General features: G+C 63.2%; 13 protein-coding genes and 1 pseudogene. 5 read left to right on the top strand and 9 right to left on the bottom strand.

The window, feature by feature from the left end:
* The first annotated feature begins 81 nt into the window (after positions 1–81).
* Both dut and GVL52_RS11855 read left to right on the top strand, forming a co-directional pair.
* The gene (dut, locus tag GVL52_RS11850) at positions 82–552 is read left to right on the top strand and encodes a dUTP diphosphatase (protein WP_160007206.1); all 471 of its coding nucleotides are present in this window, start codon (positions 82–84) and stop codon (positions 550–552) included.
* Positions 549–1451 carry a GNAT family N-acetyltransferase gene (locus tag GVL52_RS11855; protein WP_160007208.1) on the top strand — a complete coding sequence of 301 codons (903 nt, stop codon included), beginning with the start codon at positions 549–551 and terminating at the stop codon, positions 1449–1451. Before dut ends, GVL52_RS11855 begins: the two co-directional genes overlap by 4 nt.
* 3 nt (positions 1452–1454) lie before the next feature.
* On the opposite strand, the gene GVL52_RS11860 is transcribed toward GVL52_RS11855, so the two are convergent.
* Entirely contained in the window at positions 1455–2078 is a 624-nt protein-coding gene (locus GVL52_RS11860; protein ID WP_160007210.1) for a hypothetical protein, read from the bottom strand.
* Positions 2079–2125: 47 nt separating this feature from the next.
* Positions 2126–2587, bottom strand: a complete 462-nt coding sequence (locus GVL52_RS11865; RefSeq protein WP_160007212.1) for an Lrp/AsnC family transcriptional regulator — start codon at positions 2585–2587, stop codon at positions 2126–2128.
* 91 nt (positions 2588–2678) lie between these two features.
* Here GVL52_RS11865 and GVL52_RS11870 point away from each other — a divergent pair.
* A pseudogene (locus GVL52_RS11870) lies at positions 2679–3557 on the top strand (DMT family transporter); the annotation flags it as partial.
* Between the two features lie 49 nt (positions 3558–3606).
* Here the strand turns inward: GVL52_RS11870 and GVL52_RS11875 are convergent.
* A complete protein-coding gene (locus tag GVL52_RS11875; RefSeq protein ID WP_160007424.1) occupies positions 3607–4125 on the bottom strand; it encodes a Dps family protein in 519 nt (172 codons plus the stop codon).
* A 265-nt stretch (positions 4126–4390) separates the two neighbouring features.
* Between GVL52_RS11875 and GVL52_RS11880 the strand changes: the two genes are divergently transcribed.
* Entirely contained in the window at positions 4391–5008 is a 618-nt protein-coding gene (locus GVL52_RS11880; RefSeq protein ID WP_160007214.1) for a LysE family translocator, read from the top strand.
* Positions 5009–5140: 132 nt separating this feature from the next.
* The gene (cysK, locus tag GVL52_RS11885) at positions 5141–6103 is read left to right on the top strand and encodes a cysteine synthase A (protein WP_160007216.1); all 963 of its coding nucleotides are present in this window, start codon (positions 5141–5143) and stop codon (positions 6101–6103) included.
* Between the two features lie 51 nt (positions 6104–6154).
* On the opposite strand, the gene GVL52_RS11890 is transcribed toward cysK, so the two are convergent.
* From GVL52_RS11890 to ugpA, 6 genes are all read right to left on the bottom strand, one after another.
* On the bottom strand, positions 6155–7687 hold the full coding sequence (locus tag GVL52_RS11890; RefSeq protein WP_160007218.1) for a YifB family Mg chelatase-like AAA ATPase: 1533 nt from the start codon (positions 7685–7687) through the stop codon (positions 6155–6157).
* A 196-nt stretch (positions 7688–7883) separates the two neighbouring features.
* On the bottom strand, positions 7884–8831 hold the full coding sequence (gshB, locus tag GVL52_RS11895; RefSeq protein ID WP_160007221.1) for a glutathione synthase: 948 nt from the start codon (positions 8829–8831) through the stop codon (positions 7884–7886).
* A gap of 96 nt (positions 8832–8927) precedes the next feature.
* Positions 8928–9416, bottom strand: a complete 489-nt coding sequence (locus tag GVL52_RS11900; protein WP_160007426.1) for a cupin domain-containing protein — start codon at positions 9414–9416, stop codon at positions 8928–8930.
* A gap of 132 nt (positions 9417–9548) precedes the next feature.
* Positions 9549–10652, bottom strand: coding sequence for a sn-glycerol-3-phosphate import ATP-binding protein UgpC (locus tag GVL52_RS11905; protein WP_160007223.1), 1104 nt, complete (start codon positions 10650–10652; stop codon positions 9549–9551).
* 2 nt (positions 10653–10654) lie between these two features.
* Positions 10655–11503: a sn-glycerol-3-phosphate ABC transporter permease UgpE gene (ugpE, locus tag GVL52_RS11910; RefSeq protein ID WP_160007225.1), complete on the bottom strand. Its 849-nt coding sequence runs from the start codon at positions 11501–11503 to the stop codon at positions 10655–10657.
* 14 nt (positions 11504–11517) lie between these two features.
* Positions 11518–12402 carry a sn-glycerol-3-phosphate ABC transporter permease UgpA gene (gene ugpA, locus GVL52_RS11915; protein WP_160007227.1) on the bottom strand — a complete coding sequence of 295 codons (885 nt, stop codon included), beginning with the start codon at positions 12400–12402 and terminating at the stop codon, positions 11518–11520.
* Positions 12403–12404 lie beyond the last annotated feature (2 nt).

A 12404-nucleotide genomic window follows, 5' to 3' on the forward strand; every position in this document is an offset into this window, starting at 1 on the left:
AGTTGTCGCGTATCTAACGACTCCGTGGATAACTTTCAATTCGTGTTTGACCCTGACAATCCCGACTTGGCTAATAGGGGCATGAATATTCACGCTACAGCCTCTCCGAGGCTCAATCTCATCCGCCTCGCCCATAGCGAGGGGCTGGAACTGCCCGCCTACGAAAGCAAGGGCGCTGCCGGCATGGACCTGCGCGCCGCCGTCGAGGACGGCACGCCGATGGTGCTTGCCCCCGGCAAGCGCGCCCTGGTGCCGACAGGGCTGATCTTCGAGATCCCCGAGGGATATGAGGGGCAGATCCGCCCGCGCTCCGGCCTTGCCTTCAAGAACGGCATCACCTGCCTCAACACGCCGGGCACGATCGACAGCGATTATCGCGGCGAAGTGAAGGTGCTGCTGATCAATCTTAGCGACGAACCGTTCGAGATCAGCCGCGGCATGCGCATCGCCCAGATGGTGATTGCGCCGGCCATCCAGGCGCGGATCACCGAGATCACCGAGACAAGCGCCACCGCCCGCGGTGCCGGCGGCTTCGGCTCGACCGGGGTATGAGTGCGGCGTCTGCTGGATATACCGGGCTGACGTTCCGCCAGGATTATTTTGCAGACCCTGCAGCGTGGACCGCGCTGGTCTCGCTGCTTTCCGATACGTTCGGCATCGATCTCGACCCGCTGCGGCGGCCTGGCGGGGCCGATCCGACCAGCATGCCGTTCGGCTGGTTCGACAGGGCGGGCACGCTGGTTGCCAATATCTCGGCCTTTGCCATGCCGATGATGATCAATGGCCGCAAGGTGAATGCCGCCGCCTTTCAATCCGGCGCGGTGCGGCCGGAATGGCGCGAGCGCGGGCTTTATCGCGACTTGACCGGCAAGGCGCTCGACTGGTGCGCGGCTGAGGGTTTCGAGGCGATCGTGCTCTATACCGACAAGCCCGGGCTCTACGAGAAATACGGTTTCGTCTCGCTGCCGATGCATCTTTATACCGGCGCTGCCCCTGCCCCGCAGGCGACGACTGCCCTGCCGCGGCGGCTTGATCCGTGGAACGCCGACGATCTTGGCCTGCTGCAGGCGGCGCTCAAGACACGAACGCCGGTTTCGGACAGGCTGGCGGTTTGCCAGAGCGCGCCGATGTTCCTGATCAACACGCAGTTCGACCCGGATGTGAAACTCAGCTGGCTCGAGGACGAGAAGGCGGTGATTGCCTGGAAGCTGACCGATGGCGGTGCCTTCCTGCTGTCCGACGTCGTCGCGGCACGCATTCCATCGCTTGGTGCCATCCTCGACGGGCTCGGGATCGCGCCCGCTACGGTCGAGGTGCTGTTTGCGCCCGACAAGCTCGGCTGGCACGGCGAACCGCGGTCGCTGGAGGGCGGGACGCGGTTCATGATCAAGACTGACGGTCCGACCATACTCGACGCGCCGGCGATGCTGTCGCCGATGGCGGATTTCTAGCCGCTATTTCGTAGCGCCGGGGCACGTGTCCGATTGGCCATCCAGCATCTCCTTGCGGCGCTCGAAGCTCGCCGTGGTCTTGTCGCCATCCCTGACGATGCGGATGACCGAGATGCTGTCGAAATCCTTGCCCTTCCATTTCGGCACCTGATCGGCATCGCCGCCATTGGCGCCAAGGATCTGCCGCGACAGCACGGTGATCTGCCTGTGCTCCCAGGCGATCAGCACCGTGGCTTTCCAATATTCCGGTTTGCCGAGTGCGGCCTGCAGGCCGGCGATATCCTCGTAGCCGAAGCTGGTATCGACGGGCAGGCCGAAGGCGATGGCGGTGGGTTCGACGGTGGCGAGCGGCCGGATGTAATCATAGGACGTGCCGCCGTCTTCCTTGCGGACGGATGGATCGGGCGCGAAGATCGCATCCGGCTTGCCGAAGCCGGCCTTGATGACAGCAGGCAGTGCCAGCGCTCGGTTGAGGCCCTTACAGCTCAGCTGGCCAAGGCCGGCTTGCGGCTTTTCGCCGTGGCGGATGAAGACCAGCGTTTCGGTGAGCGGCTCGGCTTTCAATTCCGCGGCGGAGATGGCGACCGCCAGTACGGCCAGCCCCAGATATAACGACAGGCTTCGCATCGGAAACTCTCCTTCAGGGCGCGACGTCTCACTATCGAGACGTCTCACTATCGAGACAGGGGCGGCAGCCGGCGTTTGACCGGCGATGCCTTGATCATCGAGGTGTTGGTTTCCGCCCTTTCTACGATCCGGTCGAGAATGGCATCGAGTTCCCCCATCGAGGGCACGACCAGCCGGGCGATGAAGCAATCGTCGCCGGTGACCTTGTCGCATTCGACGAATTCGGGCGTCTCCTGAATGAGCCGCTCGACGACGTGCAACTGTCCCGGCAGCGGCCGGATGCGGACGATCGCCTGCAGGGGATAGCCGAGTGCGGCGGGGTCGACCGCGATGGTGAAGGCGGTGATGACGCCGCGCTCCTCCAACCGGCGCAGGCGCTCGGCGGCACTGGGCGACGACAGGCCGGCCGCCTGCGCCAGTTCCTTCAGCGACATGCGCCCGTCGCCAGCAAGGGCGTCAAGGATTCGGCGATCGATGGCGTCGATATCATTATTAGGAAAGACCGCCATATTCCCTCCCGATCTTAGGTCATCTGAGGCAATCCTCTTTCCATACCTATATAAAATCCACGAGCGTCGCAATATTCTGCATGCCCCAACCATGGAGATAACGATGCAGAGCGAGATCCGCAGCGGCACAGTGCAGATGACGGCGGCGATGCTGATATCGGGAACGATCGGCTGGTTCGTGGTGATGTCGGGCCAGCCGGTCAGCGGCGTGGTGTTCTGGCGCTGCCTGTTCGGGGCAATCAGCCTGGCCGCGGTCTGCGCCGTGATGGGGCTGCTCAGACCGGGGACGATCAGCCTGAAGTCGTTCGTGATCGCCGTGCTCGGCGGTGTTGCCATCGTGCTCAACTGGCTGCTGCTGTTCGGCGCCTATGGGCATGCCTCGATCTCGGTCGCCACCACCGTCTACAACACCCAGCCGTTCATGCTGCTGGCGCTTGGCGCGGTGTTTCTCGGCGAGCGGATCACCGCGCCCAAGCTGTTGTGGCTGACGCTGGCCTTTGCCGGGATGCTTGCGATCGTCGAGGGCAAGCCTGCGACCACGGAAGCGGCGGGCGGCTATGGCACCGGCATCGCCATGGCGCTGGGTGCGGCGTTCTTCTATGCGCTGGCAGCACTGGCCGCCAAATGGCTGAAGGGCACGCCGCCGCATCTGATCGCGCTGATCCAGGTTTCGACGGGCGTTCTGATGCTGCTGCCGATCACCGATTTTTCCGCCATGCCTGACGACGGCCAGACGTGGTCGCTGCTCGCCACCATGGGCGTTGTCCATACCGGGCTGATGTATGTGCTGCTCTACGGCGCGATCCAGAAGCTGCCGATCCATCTGACAGGGGCGCTATCCTTCATCTATCCGATTGCCGCGATTATCGTCGACCGGCTGGCCTTCGGGCATGCGCTGCAGCCGCTGCAAATCGTCGGCGCTATCGTCATTCTACTAGCGGCGGCGGGGATGAACCTTGGATGGACGCCCGCGCGGCTGCGGGGCGTCCGAACCTCAAGCATTTCAGAGCCGAAGGGCCCTACTTCGCCGGGCGGGTCATTTCGAACAGGAACCAGTGGCGGCGCTCGGCCTCGTCGATCCAGTTTTCCAGCAGGCTGGTGGTGGCGACATCGTTGTGTTCGGAGCAGACGTCGTGGGTCTCGCGCAGCAGCGAGATCAGCTGCTTGTTGTCATCACGCAGCTCGGCCAGCATGTCCTCGGGCGTGACGTAATCGGCATCATTGTCGTTGATGCGCTGCAGGCGGCCGATATGGCCGATCGAGCGCAGCGTCGTGCCGCCGATCTTGCGGGCGCGCTCGGCCACCGCGTCGGTCATCGCGAAGATCTGCTCGCTCTGTTCATCGAGCAGCAGGTGATAATCACGGAAATGCGGGCCGGACATGTGCCAGTGGAAATTCTTGGTCTTGATATAGAGCGCGAAGACATCGGCCAGCAATGCGGCCAGCGCGCCCGAGATATCGGGAATGGCGTTGCTTTTCAGGTCGGTCGGGGTAGCGAGTGCGGCGATCTTGCGCTTTTCGACGGGGTTCGGGCTCATCAGTTTCTCCTTGGCCGGGCGTCTTGCCGGGCATGGCGTGGTTTCCATCGGGCCGGCGTCTTCCCGGCTGCGGCAGATGCGTCCGGCTCCGGTATGGGGGCTGCGTGGCACCGGACGACTGCCATCGCCCTGTGAACTAGAACCGCAAGCCGAACCGTCAATAGCCGAAGCCTGCGACGGAACGCCCATTGCCAACGGCAGCCGGCATCGCTCTTGAAACGTCAGTGCCGCAGGCGTAGAGATCGGCCAAAACCGGGAGGCCCGCATGTCGTTTACCGCTCTTTTCGCCTATGCGGCGGCGCTGTTCATCGCGGCCGCCATTCCGGGACCCGGGATCACCGCGATCGTTGCCCGGGCACTGGGGTCGAATTTCCGCGAGACCTTCTTCATGGGCCTCGGGCTGGTGCTCGGCGACATGACCTATCTGACGGCCGTCATCCTTGGGCTGGCCTTCGTGGCGCAGACCTTTACCGAAGTGTTCGTTGTCATCAAGATCGCAGGCGCGCTCTATCTCGGCTACATCGCCTACAAGCTCTGGACCGCAGGCCTGCTGCCGCAGGATATCGCCGCGAAGAAATCCAGCAGCATCGGCATGAGCTTTCTCTCCGGCCTGCTGGTGACGCTGGGAAACCCGAAGACCATGCTGTTCTACGTGGCGCTGGTGCCGACGCTGATCGATATCGACAGCATCGGGCTGCGCGAATACGGCATCCTGCTGGTCACCACCTTCGTCGTGCTGCTGGTGGTGCTGATCCCCTACATGATGCTGGCCTCGCGGGCGCGTATCCTGCTGAAGCAGCCGCGCGCATTGCAGGCACTGAACCGGGTGGCGGCGAGCATTCTGGCCGGAACCGCCGCCTTCATCGCCACCCGCGCCGCCTGAAAAATTCATTCGGCAAACTGCCGATTTCAAAGGCTTTTTTCTCTGAAGCCGGGCTTTCACGGGTGAAGCTACTCTGGTCGTCACCCGGCTTTGACCCTATTCTCTGAGCATATTTCATCAAGGGAGCCTATCATGTCGAAGAAACCGGGCCGCGGCCGCATCTACTCCTCGATCACGGAAACGATTGGCGACACCCCCCTTGTTCGCCTGGACAAGCTGGCCAAGGAAAAGGGCGTGAAGGCCAATCTCTTGGCCAAGCTCGAGTTCTTCAACCCGATCGGCTCGGTGAAGGACCGTATCGGCGTGGCGATGATCGAGTCGCTTGAAGCACAGGGGAAGATTTCGCCCGGCAAAACGACGCTGATCGAGCCGACCTCGGGCAACACCGGTATCGCGCTGGCCTTTGCTGCCGCCGCCAAGGGCTACAAGCTGATCCTCACCATGCCGGAGACGATGTCGGTCGAGCGCCGCAAGATGCTGGCGCTGCTCGGCGCCGAGCTGGTGCTGACCGAAGGGCCGAAGGGGATGAAGGGGGCGATCGCCAAGGCCGAGGAACTGGCCGCAACGCTGCCTGACGCGATCATTCCGCAGCAGTTCGAAAACCCAGCCAATCCCGAGATCCACCGCAAGACGACGGCCGAGGAGATCTGGAACGATACCGACGGCACGGTCGATATTCTCGTTTCCGGCATCGGCACCGGCGGCACGATCACCGGCACCGGCCAGGTGCTGAAGTCGAAGAAAGCCAGCATCCAGGTGATCGCCGTCGAGCCGGAAGAATCGCCGGTTCTCTCGGGAGGCCAGCCCGGTCCGCACAAGATCCAGGGCATCGGCGCCGGCTTCGCGCCCGCCATTCTCGACACCCACATCTATGACGAGATCGTCACCATCAACAGCGCCGAGGCACTGGAAATGGCCCGCCACGTGGCGCGGCTCGAAGGTGTGCCTGTCGGCATCTCCTCAGGTGCGGCGCTGGCCGCGGCGATCAAGATCGGCAGCCGCGAGGAGAATGCCGGCAAGACCATCGTGGTGATCATTCCGTCGTTCGCCGAGCGCTATCTCTCGACCGCGCTGTTCGAAGGATTGGGTGGCTGAAGGATCTCACCAGTTGCATGTTCACGGGGCGCTTCGGCGCCCCTTTTCATTTCACGCCGCCGCCGTCAGCCGCTCGCCGGCCATGCGGTAGGAGATCGCCTCGGCCAGGTGGATGCGGCCGACGGTTTCCTGGGCGTCGAGATCGGCGAGCGTGCGGGCGACCTTGAGGACGCGGTGGTAGCCGCGGGCGGAGAACTTCATCTTTTCGGCGGCGTCGCGGAGCAGTTGCAGGCCCGCAGCGTCGGGGGCGGCGTAGGTTTCGATCATCGATGTCGAGCAGCGGGCGTTGGTGCCGATGCTGCCGAGACCGGCGGCAAGAAAACGGTCCTGCTGCAGTTCGCGGGCCCGCGCCACGCGGCGGGCGATGTCGACGCTTCTTTCAGCCGGCGCCGGGCGGATCAGATCGAAGGCGGAGACGGCGGGGACATCGACGCGGATATCGATGCGGTCCATCAGCGGGCCGGAAATGCGGGCCTGATAATCACTCATGCAGCGCGGGCCCCGGGCACAGCTGTGGCCGGGCTCTCCGGCCATGCCGCAGCGGCAGGGGTTCATGGCGGCGACCAGCTGGATGGTGGCGGGATAGGTGACGCGGTGATTGGCGCGGGCAATGATGCATTCGCCGGTTTCGAGCGGCTGGCGCAGCGCATCGAGCGCCTGCGGCGAAAATTCCGGAAACTCGTCGAGGAAGAGGACGCCATGATGGGCAAGCGACGCCTCCCCCGGCCGCGCGCGAAAACCGCCGCCAACCATCGCCGCCATGGTGGCGGAGTGGTGCGGGGTGCGGAACGGCCGGCGATCGGACAGCTTGCCGCCGGAGAGCTGGCCAGCGATCGAGTGGATCATCGAGACTTCCAAGAGCTCTGCTGCCGATAGCGGCGGCAGGATCGATGGCAGGCGGGAGGCCAGCATCGATTTACCGGAGCCCGGGGGTCCGACCATCAACAGATTATGGCCGCCGGCCGCTGCCACTTCCAGCGCCCGCTTGGCGCTCTCCTGACCCTTGATGTCGGCGAGGTCAGGCAGATTGGCGGCGACGGCGCGGATCGAGGGTTCGGGGCGGGTCAAAACCTGGGTGCCGCGAAAATGATTGGCCAGCGCGATCAGGCTGCGCGGGGCGAGGATATCGAGCTCGGCGCCGGCCCAGGCGGCTTCCGGGCCGCTGTCGGCCGGGCAGATCAGGCCCTTGCCCATGGCGTTGGCGCCGATCGCCGCCGGCAGCGCGCCGGTGACGGCAGCGATGGTGCCGTCGAGATTGAGTTCGCCGATGACGACATAACCGGCCAGCGCATCGGCAGGAATGGCGCCGAGTGCGGCCATCAGGCCCAGCGCGATGGGCAAATCGAAGTGGCTGCCTTCTTTCGGCAGATCCGCGGGGGCGAGGTTGACGGTGATGCGCTTGGCGGGGAGCGCCAGACCCGAGGCGTGGAGGGCTGCGTGGACGCGCTCGCGGCTTTCGGCCACCGCCTTGTCCGGGAGCCCGACGATCTGGGTGACGACCTTGCCGGGTGCGACCATCACCTGGACTTCGACGGGAAGGCCTTCAATGCCCTGGAATGCAACCGTGCTGACGCGTGCCACCATGCCCAGATCCCCTGTGATGCAACCCTTTGCACCGCAATCTGCGACCTAACATCGTCGCGGATTGCAATCTGGCATAGAAAACAGAATGAAACAAGAACAATAAATGAACAATTGCGCGTCCCCGCTGCAAGTTGGTTGCAGCGGGTTGTATTGCGAGAACAAAGGCCAGACAGGCCATGTCCAGGGAAATTGGGCTTTAAGCGCGCTTGCGCTCGATGGCGTCCCAGAGCAGGCTGGCGATATCGGCGCCGCCGAACTTCTTGACTTCGCGGATGCCTGTCGGCGAGGTGACGTTGATCTCGGTCATGTAGTCGCCGATGACGTCGATGCCGACGAGCAGGAAGCCGCGTTCGCGCAGCGACGGGCCGATGCGGGCGCAGATTTCCTTTTCGCGTGATGTCAGTTCGGTCGCCTCGGCGCGGCCGCCGACATGCATGTTGGAGCGGCTGTCGTGCTCGGCCGGAACGCGGTTGATGGCGCCGACCGGCTCGCCGTCAACGAGGATGATGCGCTTGTCGCCCTTGCGGACGTCAGGCAGATATTGCTGGGCGATGAAGGGCTCGCGGAACAGCTGGCCGAACATTTCGAGCAGCGACGACAGGTTGCGGTCGTCCTTGGTGGAATGGAAGACACCGGCGCCGCCATTGCCGTAGAGCGGTTTCAGGATGATGTCGCCCATCTCCTCGCGGAAGCGGCGGATCTCGCCGGCATCCCTGGTGATCAGCGTCTTCGGCATCAGGTCGGCGAATTCGGTGACGAAGATCTTCTCCGGCGAATTGCGCACCCAGGCCGGGTCGTTGACCACGAGCGTCTTCGGGTGGATGCGCTCGAGCAGATGCGTCGAGGTGATGTAGGACATGTCGAAGGGCGGGTCCTGGCGCAGCAGCACGACGTCCATGGTCTGGAGATCGACGCGCTCGGGGGCGCCGAGCTCGAAGTGGTCGCCCTTGATATCGCGCAGCGTCATCGGTTCGACGGAGGCGTAGAGCTTGCCATCGCGGAAGCTCAGGCGATCGGGGGTGTAATGGAACAGCTTGTAGCCGCGGGTCTGTGCCTCGAGGCTCATGGCAAAGGTGGAATCGCCAGCAATATTGATGGAGGCGACATGGTCCATCTGGACCGCTACGTTCTTGATCTTGGCCATTACCGTCCCTTAGCTAATGCCGGACAGATGTAGGGCGCAGAGGTCTCGAACGCAACGGTCAATCCACGGCTTTCGTATCGGCTGCCGGCCGGCGTTTTAAGCCGCAATTCCCTGTTGGCTGTTGGAGCGCAGCAGGTTGCGCAGGCGATAGGCGAGCGCCACCGGCTTGGGGAAAGGCTTGCGCAGGAAGGCGACCTTGCGGACATAATTGTCAACGCGCCAGCTGGCCCAGGTGCCGCCGGCAAAGAAGGCGACATCGCCGGCGCGCAGCATGCGCTCGGTGCCGTCATCGGCGGTGATATGGACTTCGCCGTCGAGGATCATCACCGTCTCGTCCCAGCCGAAGAACCAGCGGAACTCGCCGGCAGTGCAATCCCATATGGCGGTGAGCGCGGCGTCGTCGTGACCGCGCGAATGTTCGCCGGTGCGAGCCTGCGGTTCGCCGTTGACGATCCAGTCCGGATTGATCGGCGTCGACGTCATCGGAACAAGGTCGCTCGCATGCGCCACGAAGGATTTGCCGCGCGGCATGGAGACCAGTTCAGGCAGTGAGCGCGAAGCAATCGCCATCGCACTTGCCAACATGAGATGTAAAGATGCCATGAGAACCCCCTGCTCTCGATATTCCCCGATGATCGGGAATAGCAAAGAAGCGTAACGGAGCGGTTCAGGCATTCGCTAAAGTTGTAGCGAATGCCCTGATATTCCAGCACAGCATTAGTGAACGGGCTGCAGTGCTGCGGCCGGCTCGCTTGCCTTGGAAAGGGCGCTGGCGATGCGCTTTCCGGTGTCGATTGCAAAGAAATGCAGCTTTTCCGGCAGGATGGTCAGGCGCAATTGCGCGGGGATATCGTTCTCTGGCGAGAGCACTGCAGTGATCTGCTGATCGCCCAGCGTGCCATGCACCAGTCGTTGCGCGCCGAGTTCCTCGACATAATCGACGGTGACAGGCAGGGCATACTCGTTCGGGCCGGCGAGGCGCAGGTCTTCGGCGCGAATGCCGATCGTCACAGCACCTGAGGTCGGGGCATGACCGGCAAGATCGATGAGGCTCGGGCCGAGCGCCAGCTTGTCGCCGTGCAGTTCGCCCTTCAGCAGGTTCATGGCGGGAGAGCCGATGAAGCTGGCGACGAAGACGGAAGCCGGGCGGTGGTAGACTTCGAGCGGCGAGCCGACCTGCTCGATCCGGCCGCCGTTGAGGACGACAAGGCGATCGGCCAGCGTCATCGCTTCGAGCTGGTCGTGAGTGACGTAGAGCGAGGTGGTGCCGAGGCGGCGCTGCAGGCGCTTGATCTCGCCGCGCATGGAGACGCGCAACTTGGCGTCGAGGTTCGACAGCGGCTCGTCGAACAGGAAGACGGCCGGTTTGCGGACGATGGCGCGGCCCATGGCGACGCGCTGGCGCTGACCGCCGGAGAGCGCCTTCGGCTTGCGCTCGAGATAGTCGCCGATCTCGAGCATGCGGGCGGCTTCCGTAACGCGGGCATCGATCTCGGCCTTCGGGGTCCTGCGGTTCTTCAGGCCGTATTCGAGGTTCTGGCGGACGCTCATATGCGGATAGAGCGCGTAGTTCTGGAACACCATGGCGATATCACGATCGGCCGGCTCGACGTCGTTGACGACGCGGTTGCCGATCTTCACCTGGCCCTCGGAGATGCTTTCCAGGCCGGCGACCATGCGCAGCAAAGTGGACTTGCCGCAGCCGGAGGGGCCGACCAGGACGATGAACTCACCGTCGGCGATGGTGAGGCTGATATCGGAGACAGCGCGAACGCCGCCGGTGTAGATCTTGCCGACATTGTCGACGTCGATGGAAGCCATTGTTATTTCTCCGTCTCGACCAGGCCTTTGACGAAAAGGCGCTGCATGAAAATGATGACCAGAACCGGCGGGAGGGCCGCCAGGATGACGCCTGCCATCACGAGGTTCCATTGGGTGTCGCCGTCGAGCACAGCGGCCAGCCGCTTGATGCCCATGACGACGGTGTAATAGCCCGGCTCGGTGGTGATCAGCATCGGCCAGAGGTACTGGTTCCAGCCGTAGATGAACATGATGATGAAGAGGGCTGCGATATTGGTGCGCGACAGCGGCAGCAGGATATCCCAGAAGAATTTCAGCGGGCCGGCACCATCGACGCGCGACGCTTCCATCATCTCTTCGGGAATGGTCAGGAAGAACTGGCGGAACAGGAAGGTGGCGGTGGCGGATGCGATCACCGGGATGACGAGACCGGAATAGGAGTTCAGCAGGCCGAGATCGGCGACGACCTTGTAGGTCGGCAGGATGCGCACCTCGATCGGCAGCATCAGCGTCATGAAGATGACCCAGAAGGCGACCGTCCTGAAGGGGAAGCGGAAATAGACGATGGCAAAGGCCGAGATGATCGAGATGGCGATCTTGCCGACGGCAACGAGGATGGCCATGACCAGGCTGTTGGCAAGCATCAGCAGGAAGGGCGGCGCGCCGGCGGTCGATGCGCCGGCACCGAGCAGCGTGCCGTAATTCTCCAGCATCTGATGACCGGGCGTCAGCGGCACGACACCGGTCAGGAAGTCCGACGATCCCCGCGTCGAGGCGATGAAGGCGAGATAGACGGGGAACACCACCATAGCGATGCCGAAAATCAGCACGAAATGGGTGAGGAAGTTCAGGAAGGGGCGGTTTTCGACCATGGCTGGTTCTCGCTTCAATACTGCACTTTTTTCTCGATCCAGCGGAACTGGATGACGGTCAGGATGACCACGATCAGCATCAGCACGACCGATTGCGCGGCCGACGGGCCGAGGTTGAGACCGACGAAACCGTCGGCATAAACCTTGTAGACAAGGATGTTGGTGGACTGCGACGGACCGCCCGAGGTGGCCGCGTCGATGATCGGGAAGGTATCGAACATCGCATAGGTGATGTTGATGACCGCCAGGAAGAAGGTTGTGGGCGACAGCAGCGGGAAGACGATGGTCCAGAAGCGCTTGACCGGACCGGCACCATCGATGGCGGCGGCTTCCGTCAGCGAATGCGGCACGGATTGCAGGCCGGCGACGAAGAACAGGAAATTATAGGAAATCTGCTTCCAGGCCGCGGCAATGATGATCAGCACCATGGCGTTGTTCGGATTGAGACGGTGGTCCCAGTTGTAGCCGAGGAAACCCAGGCCGTAGGGAATGATGCCGACGCTCGGGTTGAACATGAACCACCAGAGCAAGCCGGACGCGGCTGGCGCCACGGCATAGGGCCAGACGAGCAGCGTCGTGTAGAAGCGCTGCGAGCGCAGGACCCGGTTGACGCAGACTGCGAACAACAGCGAGAGGCCCATCGACAGCACGGTGACGCCGATCGAGAACACCAGGGTGACGCTCAGAGAATTCAGGTAATCGGGATCGTGCAGCAACTGCGCGTAGTTTGCCAGCCCGACGAAGGTGTCCTTCAGACCGAAGGGGTCCTGGCGCAGGAAGGATTGCCACACGGCCTGACAGGCCGGCCAGACGAAGAAGATGATCGTGATGATCAGCTGCGGCGCCAGCAGGGCGTAAGGCAGGAAACGGCTTTTGAAGACAGTGCGCTTGGTTTGCAAGG

The organism is Rhizobium sp. 18055, assembly GCF_902706285.1.
In the GTDB taxonomy this organism is placed as follows: Bacteria; Pseudomonadota; Alphaproteobacteria; order Rhizobiales; family Rhizobiaceae; genus Rhizobium.

Bases quoted from the DNA above. Each gene is read 5' to 3' on its own strand.
- GVL52_RS11890 (WP_160007218.1), bottom strand. From the start codon at position 7,687: ATGGTGGCACGCGTCAGCACGGTTGCATTCCAGGGCATTGAAGGCCTT.
- GVL52_RS11880 (WP_160007214.1), top strand. From the start codon at position 4,391: ATGTCGTTTACCGCTCTTTTCGCCTATGCGGCGGCGCTGTTCATCGCG.
- GVL52_RS11860 (WP_160007210.1), bottom strand. From the start codon at position 2,078: ATGCGAAGCCTGTCGTTATATCTGGGGCTGGCCGTACTGGCGGTCGCC.
- GVL52_RS11855 (WP_160007208.1), top strand. From the start codon at position 549: ATGAGTGCGGCGTCTGCTGGATATACCGGGCTGACGTTCCGCCAGGAT.
- GVL52_RS11875 (WP_160007424.1), bottom strand. From the start codon at position 4,125: ATGAGCCCGAACCCCGTCGAAAAGCGCAAGATCGCCGCACTCGCTACC.
- cysK (WP_160007216.1), top strand. From the start codon at position 5,141: ATGTCGAAGAAACCGGGCCGCGGCCGCATCTACTCCTCGATCACGGAA.
- GVL52_RS11905 (WP_160007223.1), bottom strand. From the start codon at position 10,652: ATGGCTTCCATCGACGTCGACAATGTCGGCAAGATCTACACCGGCGGC.
- dut (WP_160007206.1), top strand. From the start codon at position 82: ATGAATATTCACGCTACAGCCTCTCCGAGGCTCAATCTCATCCGCCTC.
- GVL52_RS11900 (WP_160007426.1), bottom strand. From the start codon at position 9,416: ATGTTGGCAAGTGCGATGGCGATTGCTTCGCGCTCACTGCCTGAACTG.
- ugpE (WP_160007225.1), bottom strand. From the start codon at position 11,503: ATGGTCGAAAACCGCCCCTTCCTGAACTTCCTCACCCATTTCGTGCTG.
- GVL52_RS11865 (WP_160007212.1), bottom strand. From the start codon at position 2,587: ATGGCGGTCTTTCCTAATAATGATATCGACGCCATCGATCGCCGAATC.
- gshB (WP_160007221.1), bottom strand. From the start codon at position 8,831: ATGGCCAAGATCAAGAACGTAGCGGTCCAGATGGACCATGTCGCCTCC.